Source organism: Neiella marina (assembly GCF_002165625.1).
Lineage (GTDB): Bacteria > Pseudomonadota > Gammaproteobacteria > Enterobacterales > Neiellaceae > Neiella > Neiella marina.
The window spans coordinates 170,148-176,818 of sequence record NZ_NGNS01000007.1 but is presented as its reverse complement, the minus strand read 5'-3'; the positions used below and the strand labels follow the sequence as shown (position 1 = coordinate 176,818).

6 protein-coding genes are annotated in these 6,671 nt (G+C 42.1%); 3 read left to right on the top strand and 3 right to left on the bottom strand.

Features of this window, described 5'->3' with window-relative positions:
• Nucleotides 1-86 precede the first annotated feature (86 nt).
• The 3 genes from CBE68_RS18725 to CBE68_RS08505 form a co-directional block, all read right to left on the bottom strand.
• Nucleotides 87-263 (bottom strand): hypothetical protein, encoded by a 177-nt coding sequence (locus tag CBE68_RS18725; protein ID WP_158100546.1) that lies wholly within the window; start codon nt 261-263, stop codon nt 87-89.
• On the bottom strand, nt 263-1,474 hold the full coding sequence (locus CBE68_RS08510) for an EAL domain-containing response regulator (RefSeq protein WP_087505652.1): 1,212 nt from the start codon (nt 1,472-1,474) through the stop codon (nt 263-265). The genes CBE68_RS18725 and CBE68_RS08510 overlap by 1 nt, the downstream gene beginning before the upstream one ends.
• Nucleotides 1,475-1,633: 159 nt before the next feature.
• Nucleotides 1,634-2,359: a Crp/Fnr family transcriptional regulator gene (locus CBE68_RS08505; protein WP_158100545.1), complete on the bottom strand. Its 726-nt coding sequence runs from the start codon at nt 2,357-2,359 to the stop codon at nt 1,634-1,636.
• Nucleotides 2,360-2,820: 461 nt separating this feature from the next.
• Here CBE68_RS08505 and CBE68_RS08500 point away from each other — a divergent pair, with 461 nt between their 5' ends.
• The 3 genes from CBE68_RS08500 (at nt 2,821) to CBE68_RS08495 (ending at nt 6,667) form a co-directional block, all read left to right on the top strand.
• Complete coding sequence (locus CBE68_RS08500) at nt 2,821-3,279, top strand: hypothetical protein (protein WP_229744705.1); 459 nt, start codon at nt 2,821-2,823, stop codon at nt 3,277-3,279.
• A gap of 365 nt (nt 3,280-3,644) precedes the next feature.
• Nucleotides 3,645-3,806, top strand: a complete 162-nt coding sequence (locus CBE68_RS18720; RefSeq protein ID WP_158100544.1) for a hypothetical protein — start codon at nt 3,645-3,647, stop codon at nt 3,804-3,806.
• A 50-nt stretch (nt 3,807-3,856) separates the two neighbouring features.
• A complete protein-coding gene (locus CBE68_RS08495; protein WP_087505660.1) occupies nt 3,857-6,667 on the top strand; it encodes an archaeal ATPase in 2,811 nt (936 codons plus the stop codon).
• Nucleotides 6,668-6,671: the final 4 nt, after the last annotated feature.

Here is a 6,671-nt window from a genome sequence, read left to right as displayed (position 1 = left end):
TATAACTCTAAGCGCAAGCACAGTCACGCAGGAGACATGCCTCCGCTGGCTTATGAGAAACTTGGAAATTACAACTAACGAGTGGTCTACGAAAGGCTGGTCGATTCAACATGCTGAAAGTCATCTAACAAAGCGCGTCTTTCTAAAGTATTGTTGTACCAACTAGCCCAAGTAGTCAGTACGACTCCAATAGAAAGAATTACCATACAAGCAGGAATACCGGAGAGAAAAGTGCCCGCCGCTTTCATTTCAAAGCGTTTCATTACGCAACTCCTGCAACTTTCAAGTTGCTGTCTCTGAACATGGTACTCCAACGAGTGAATTGTGCGTTTGATAAGGGCTTTGACCAGTAATAACCTTGCATAATGGAGCAACCCATTTGCTTGAGCGAGCGGACTTGAGCCGTATTCTCGACTCCCTCAACCACTAGCTCTAAGTCAAGTTCTCGGGCAAGGGAAACTGTGTTTTTGACTGCGGCCAAGTGCTTTCTACAAGCCAGCATATGAGCGACGAACTTTCGATCAATTTTGATTTGGGTAAACGGGCCCATTATCAATTGCTCAAGTGATGAATGGCCGGTTCCAAAATCATCGATTGACAATCCAATATCAAGCTTCCGAATTCTCGTCATTCCCTCGAATACGGCGATGATGTCATGTCTTAACTCCCGCTCAGTAAGCTCTAGCATTAACATAGAGGGGGCAAGCTCCGCCTTGTTCAACATTCCAGAGACCATTTCGGCAAAGTTTGATTTTTCGATATCACTAACGTCTACGTTGACCGATACACGAAGATTCAAACCCATACAACGCCAACTTACCGCAGCTGAAATAGCCTGCTGAATCATCTCTAGCGTTATTTGATGCATAACTTCAGTTCCTGCAACAGACTCTAAAAACTGCCCTGGATTTAACACTCCATGTTCCGGATGATTCCATCGGATTAAAGCTTCAGCGCCAATAAGCTCACTGGTTTGGGTATCAACGTGCGGTTGAAAATAGGCCTCTAACTGATTAGCTGCTAAGGCTTCTGCAACGCCCGATTCAGTAGCCTTAAAGCAAATTGGTCTAGATTTGCTATTTGCAGCATTATCTTTTGTTGCACTCTCGATAAGTGAAGTTAAAGTGTCTTTAGTTAGGGGGTAGGGTAATGCCACAACAGACTTTAGCCCGAATATCAGAGCTCTATCTCGAAGTACCTCCAAGACTTTTTCGCAAATTTGGTTATCAAACGCGATGACTGTTGAAAAGTTTAACTGACCAATTCTTTTGATTATATCGAGGCATCCCATCCCCTTCACACACACATCACAGATCACCAGTTCGGGCTCAAACCCTGCTTCCAAAAGGTGAAGGCCTTCCTCTGCACAATCAGTTTCGACCACTGCACCTGATGCCACTTGATTAGCCAGAAATCTAAGTTCCGGTTGTGAACCGGAAATATTACCTATTACCAATATGTCAGCCCTAACCACTGCTCGCTCCGCTCTCTTTGTCTAATTGAACTGTGCGGATTATGCGTAGTCAGAAATCAATATCTGTCACGAACCGGACATTTGTATAAAAAACAACCTTTTTAAAAAATATCGATTTGAGACGTTGGGACAGTTCTTTGTGATAACAAAAGGGAAGATTTAGTTTTCTTGGCGGGTGTCCATTATTTCTAGAGGGTTGTGAAATGCTAGGTCGTAGCCCTGTAAACGTGTTGCCAGTTTTGAAATATCCGTCAACAAAATTTGGCCTCGGTGTACTTCGATCGCTTGCGCTCTTTCTAAAGCCTTTAAAGCCTCATTTACACGTTGGCGCGAGATGTCAGTTAGTAAGCTAAGTTGATTTTGAGAGAGAGGAATAGGGTATGTAGCTTTTACTGAACTGCCTTGTCTAGCCGCGATATCTAAAAGGATGTATATGATTCTCTCCATCACACTACCGCTCCGTATTACCTGTGCTTGCAACCATTTTGGCTTCATTATAAGACCTTGAAGATAATACCATTTGTATACTTCATGGTTGGTTTGTGCGAGGCGCATGATTTGTTCGGATGGCATGAAAACGGCGATGAGAGGGATAACCTGTACAACCTGTATAAACGGGTTGTTTTCTTCAGTTTCGTCAAAGTGACCAAACCAATCGCCTCGACCCAGAACAACGCTGTTGACTGTCGAAAGACTTGGGATCTGCATATAAAGAGTGATAACCCCATCAAGTACATACCAAATCCCGGAGGCTGGCTCGTAAGACGAGTCAGGCTTCGGCTTAATATCTTTGACAAGTTGACCCACAGCACATAATTGCTGTTTTAGCTCACTCGACAATCCATCTGGCCAAACAATCTGGCTTGCAATCTCTTTCGGAAGCATTGTTGGTCTCTTCGAGCAGGTAATCGAACTATGTGAATATTGTTTCTTTAAACGCATATCAATAGTCCGTTAACACCTAAAATTCTAGCACAGGCTCAATTCTCAGCTAGTTCAGAATAGGGAAGCTAAATCAGAAGGTTGTGTCGATACTTCAGAATGGCTAAACGTACTCATTCTCGAGTAGTGGATAAATTTTTGGAAGTTCTAGTTCCTTCCTAACTGACTGATAATTCGATAGTTCATGTTTTTAGAGTGATCTTGCTTCCAAAAGTTCTCACGTTATTCAGTGTTGCACCAGATATTGACCGATTTACGAGTACTTAGAGCTATTCACTCGCCACGACCAACAGACTGTGATGCAAATTCAATAACGGTTGATAAGTCTCTATTTTCATACAATAACCACAGCCATAGTGGTAGATTAGTGGTCGCTTAATCATGAAAGAATAAGGACATTCTGTATGAAGCTTACCAATATTCTGTCTGCTGTTAATCAAGTCGAAAAATCTAAGTTTATCAATTTCATCGATCGCATATGCAATGACGCTATTGCTCATGATAAAGAGCTAGCTCGTCGCGTACGTAACCTCGACGGCCAGATAAAGAACGCTTCTAGTAGTGAAATCACGCAGTTGTTTAAATTGGTGCTGCCATATTACGAAAAGAGCGTAAAAGAGCAGCTTGCAATGCTTGGGGCTCAAGCATCTTTGCTAGTTAACATACTAAGCAGAGACGGAAACTGTATCGCTCGAATTTCCTGGATTGAATCGCTTTATACAAAAGAGTGGAAACAAATCAATCATCGCTCCAAAGAGCTATCAGAAATCATGCAGAGTGCAGGTGAGTGGATATTCTCACTGAGAATCAGAACAGCAATCGATGTAAATCATAAAGTTGTGTCGATACTTCAGAATGGCTAGAACTACTCATTCTCGAGTAGTTCAGAATGAGGCAGATTCCACGAGTGCCAAACCATTTCTGTCCTGTTCGTTGTTACAGAAAGCGCCCTCATTAGTCTGCTTTCAAGATTTTTCGATAGATTTTCTAATTCTATTTAGAAGTGTGTGAAAAACCTTTCTTTGTCGTATTTTCTTTTCCACACCCCGCTTGGGTATTGCTATGATACCATAGCAAAAACATATGGTTATGTATTAGTCAGATGCATGAACAATCCCCAAATGGTGGGTAATTGGCCCATTTGGAGACCCAATAAAATTATTGTACGTAATTCTCGTTCCCACGCTCCGCGAGGGAACAACGATAGCAGGGCGGCAGTAGGCAGGAAATGAGCGAAAAACTCCAACTATTCGAAAAAGCCCATACCTTTATCGAACACATATTCCCCGAAGAGCATAAATGGTTCAAGGAAAAGATCGAGCGGGGAGTGAATAAGGCGAAAGACATTGAGCATTGCTTTAAGCAATGCTGTGTCAATTTGAAGCGTTAGTTCTGATGCACAGGCTGGCCAAAAAACAAAATGACTGGATCGAAACGGATATGACAGATAACACGCAGACAGAAAAAAAAGAGACAAACGAAATCATCATCGATTTGTTCGCCCCAAATCTTCCGGGCAGCACCAAGGAAGGCGATTTGATCCAGAAAACATTGCGTGATCAGCTGGTTGAAAGCATTCGAAGCTCAATTACCCCCTCCGAAGCTAACAATTCGCCAGGGGTTGCTCAATTTATTGATGAATCAGGCCGTAATGTGTTTTTTGTGGATGGTACTCGCGGTGCGGGTAAGACCACCTTTATAAACAGTGTGGTCGAACGCCTGAATAAAGACCAAAGTGACTCGGACACTAGCATCAATTGTCTTCCGACTATAGACCCCACCAAACTGCCACGTCATGAACCTATTCTGGTAACAGTGACAGCTCGCCTCAACAAGGTGGTGTCCAACAAGTTAAAAAGGGACTGGTCATCGAATCACCACTCAAAGCAAAAGGAGCAATGGCAGAGTCACCTTGAACAGCTCCAGCGTGGTTTGCATCTGCTAACTGACAAGGAATACAAGCCGGAATATTTCAGTGACGCTTTGAAACTGGATGCCCAGCTTGATTACTCCATCGGTGGCCAGGATTTGTCAGAAATCTTTGATAGATTGGTTGAATGTGCATGTGAAGTTCTAGACTGCAAAGCCATTATGATCTCGTTTGATGATATTGATACTCAGTTTGATACGGGGTGGGATGTACTTGAATCTATTAGAAAATACTTTAATAGTCAGAAGTTGGTGGTAGTGGCGACAGGTGACTTGCGCCTTTATTCTCAGTTAATTCGCGGCAAGCAATATGAAAACTATGGCAAGACTTTGCTCGATCAGGAAAAAGAAATTGTCCGGTTAGCTGAGAGGGGCTATATGGTGGAGCACCTTGAACAACAATATTTATTGAAATTGTTCCCAGTTCAGAAGCGTATGCAGTTGAAAACCATGCTGCAACTGGTCGGCGAAAAGGGAGGGAGCGGCGAAGAAACTATCAAGGTTAAAACTAAGCCTGATATGAGCGATAAGGATGGAATCGATGTTCGTAACGCTATCGCAAGTGCCGTTAGGAAAGGTTTGAACCTTCGAGATGGTTCAGATTCGAATATGTATGTTAATGAACTACTAAAGCAGCCAGTTCGTTTGTTAATGCAGGTACTTCAAGATTTCTATACCAAAAAAAATCATTCCAAGCTTATAAAAAATAAAGACAAAAACGAAACCATTGGCAAAAAAGGTGACGTATCAATTCCAAATTTACTTAGAAATTCTTTGTATGGTTCGATGCTTAGTAGCATTTATCGTGCGGGGTTAAACTATGAACAACACCGTTTTGGCATGGATTCGCTCTGCAAAGATATATTTACTTATGTAAAGCAGGATCGTGATTTTAATACGGGGTTTTATTTGCGGCCTCAGTCTGAGAGTGAGGCATTAAGAAACTGCTCTATTTATTTAGCCTCTCAGGTAAGCGAAAACTGTCAGGGAAGTTTGTCAAAATTCCTACAGATGCTTTTGGTTGGTTGTGGTTCTGTCAGCATTTTCAACCAATTTGTGACAGGGTTGGCACAGGCAGAAAATGATAGTGGCAAATTTGAACAGCTCGTCAGTGAGTATTTAGCCTATATGTCTGTGGGCAGAATAGAAAGTGCCTCCCATTGGGCTAATCGATGTTGCGCAGTGGTTGCAAACAACCCAAATAATGAAAAGGTTGGCGTTTTTCTTGGCATGGTACAGCTAAACCGTAAAGCACGCCGCAGCACGCCAGAAGGTTACAATACATTTAATATTGATGCTGAAAAAGGCCTAGCAAAAGCTGCAATGGCGGCATCCTTGAGTTCGGTTGTTTCAGTTAACCTCATGGATTTCAGTAGTGTTTTTAATCTGATTGGTGCTATCGCCGATATCTCCGCATGCCATCGTGAAGGTACTGCGATTGCTAACGCATTTAATAAGGCAATAGCACAGCCAACATGTATCGTTCCCCCATGGAGCGATGCTGCTGATCGTGCAGGAATGAAAAAAACTGATAATGAAGAAGTCGAAGAAATTGATCAAGAAGCCGAAAGTAGTTTTTCTGATGCCATAGATAAAGTTTCAAAGTGGCTTGAAAAAGTTGAAGAAATTCAGACGACTATTTGCCCATCAGCGCTATTGATTGGCAAAGTATGGACTCGACTATATTTCAACCTGAACAACATAGCAGATCAGCATAAAACTAAGCTCTATAGTGATTCTCAGAGTGGCCGAACGGCTAAACAGTCAAATGCTGCGAAAATTATGCGCTTTAATGTCTTAGCTTTACTTCATGCGGTTCTTGTTGAAGAGAGCTTATATCACTCGATCACTGATGAAGAATATCTTGGCGGAGGACTAAGGCTAAACCCGATCACCTCGCTTGATGAGTTTGAAAAGAAAATAAGAACAATAGACGATGCATTGAAAGAAAAGGAAAAAAAATGGGAAGAGAATAATCCATTATTTTTCTTATTGATTAGTTGCCCAATTCTCCATCCATTTATCTTTCCTGTTGGAGGGGTTAATGGTTCACCAAGATCCTACGGAAAAGAAGAAAGTTTTCGCAATCTTATTGCAGGAATAATCGAACCGGACGCAGCTGATAGCGACTTCTTGTCGGAAAGTGAGTTCAGCGGTTTGTTTAGTAATGAAAATCCAGATAGCAGTATTGATACGGAAACTTCCAGTAAGACAATAATGTCTCTAAATACAGCCACAATCGCAGGTGCAAAATACCCTGACCTTAGATCAGTTGGGGAGAGTAGCTCCCCTTCTTCAAGTGACAACGCAAGCGAAAAATAAATAC

What these genes read in the sequence shown, in the direction of transcription:
- CBE68_RS18725 (WP_158100546.1), bottom strand. Translation starts at nt 263, where the DNA reads ATGAAACGCTTTGAAATGAAAGCGGCGGGCACTTTTCTCTCCGGTATT.
- CBE68_RS08505 (WP_158100545.1), bottom strand. Translation starts at nt 2,359, where the DNA reads ATGCTTCCGAAAGAGATTGCAAGCCAGATTGTTTGGCCAGATGGATTG.
- CBE68_RS08500 (WP_229744705.1), top strand. Translation starts at nt 2,821, where the DNA reads ATGAAGCTTACCAATATTCTGTCTGCTGTTAATCAAGTCGAAAAATCT.
- CBE68_RS18720 (WP_158100544.1), top strand. Translation starts at nt 3,645, where the DNA reads ATGAGCGAAAAACTCCAACTATTCGAAAAAGCCCATACCTTTATCGAA.
- CBE68_RS08495 (WP_087505660.1), top strand. Translation starts at nt 3,857, where the DNA reads ATGACAGATAACACGCAGACAGAAAAAAAAGAGACAAACGAAATCATC.